The organism is Anabaena sp. CA = ATCC 33047, from assembly GCF_963870205.1.
GTDB lineage: Bacteria > Cyanobacteriota > Cyanobacteriia > Cyanobacteriales > Nostocaceae > Trichormus.
The window spans coordinates 1-1,437 of record NZ_CAWMSA010000023.1; the positions used below are offsets into that span (position 1 = coordinate 1).

Here is a 1,437-nt window from a genome sequence, read left to right on the forward strand (position 1 = left end):
GTGAACTACCTACACTGCCGCAAGCGGTCAGTGTAGGCTTCCTGCCCAACAGAAAGCGCAGTAGTGGATTTCTTGCGTCCTCCCTTACTCCGACTTACATCTGGGCGACAGGCTTTATCCCCCGTTCCAGAGGTCAAAATACGTAGTCCCTCATCTTTGAGGTTAATGCTGGCGTTCACGTCCCTGTCATGCCTAGTTTGGCAGTTATCACAAGTCCAATATCTTACATCAAGTGGCAAACTACCAACTTGATTAAGGCAAACATGACAGGTTTTTGAACTGGGGAAAAATCTATCAACTTCCTGATAAATTTTCCCTGACATTTCTGCTTTGTATTTCAGCATTGTGCAAAACATTCCCCACCCTACTTGATGTATAGACTTGGCTAGTTTATGATTCTGCATCATGCCTTTAACATTGAGATTTTCAACTACAATAACTTGGTTTTCGTTGACTATCCTACGAGATAGCTTGTGTAGAAAATCCTCACGGCAGTTAGTTATTTTTCTATGAACTCTAGCAACTTTTTTTCTAGCTTTGATACGGTTGTTAGAACCTTTCTGCTTTCTAGATAATTGCTGCTGCTTGAGTTTTAAATTCTTTTCATGCTTGGTGAGTATTCTGGGATTATCAAATTTAGAACCATCACTGGTAACAGCAAAGTGAGTTAACCCCAAATCAATGCCTATTGCTTTACCTTCCATTTTTTGTTCTGGTTTGTCTTTGCCATCATCAAACAGAATAGCTGCAAAGTATTGATTGGAACAATTTTTGGATATGGTGACAGTTTTAACTTTACCCTCAATTGGTCTGTGAATTATTGCGGATACGTCACCTATCTTGGGCAGACTTAAATAATTATCAGCAACTTTAACGTTTTGAGGATACTGTATCGACTGCTTACCATGCTTTGATTTGAATCTAGGGTATTTAGCTCGTCTTTCAAAAAAGTTGTTAAATGCTACTCCTAGATTTAAACAGACTTGCTGCAAACATTGTGAATAGGTCGATGTCAACCATTCATACTCTTTCTTCAACTGGGGAATTATCTTTTTTACTGCATATCCAGACAAACCCTTACCAGTTTCTTTGTATGTTTGATTCATCAAATTCAAGCAATAATTCCAAAGCCAGCGACAACAGCCAAAAGCTTGCGCTAGTGACTGCTGTTGTTGGGCATCTGGATATAACCTGACTTTGACGACTCTTAACATATTAGAGTAAACGATGTTTGCTATAAAAGAGTATAGCATAAAAAATTGCTCGTTTCCTCCATGTTTCCCTCCCTTGCCTGTCGGCATTGGTGAGGCAGTGCGTTGGGCGGCTCTGCCGACTTGTAGCAACTGCCGTCGGCAAACTGTCGTCAACACGAGAGCCATTCATCTCATCACTTCCGCTATCGCGGTAAGTGAGAGGCTTCTGTCAGTTCAAGCTAAA

1 protein-coding gene is annotated in these 1,437 nt (G+C 40.7%); it reads right to left on the reverse strand.

Annotated features, from left to right (window positions below; translation table 11 throughout):
- Positions 1 to 5 precede the first annotated feature (5 nt).
- The gene (locus AACS98_RS06085; protein ID WP_066377377.1) at positions 6 to 1,214 is read right to left on the reverse strand and encodes an RNA-guided endonuclease InsQ/TnpB family protein; all 1,209 of its coding nucleotides are present in this window, start codon (positions 1,212 to 1,214) and stop codon (positions 6 to 8) included.
- Positions 1,215 to 1,437: the final 223 nt, after the last annotated feature.

Bases quoted from the DNA above. Each gene is read 5' to 3' on its own strand.
- AACS98_RS06085 (WP_066377377.1), bottom strand. From the start codon at position 1,214: ATGTTAAGAGTCGTCAAAGTCAGGTTATATCCAGATGCCCAACAACAG.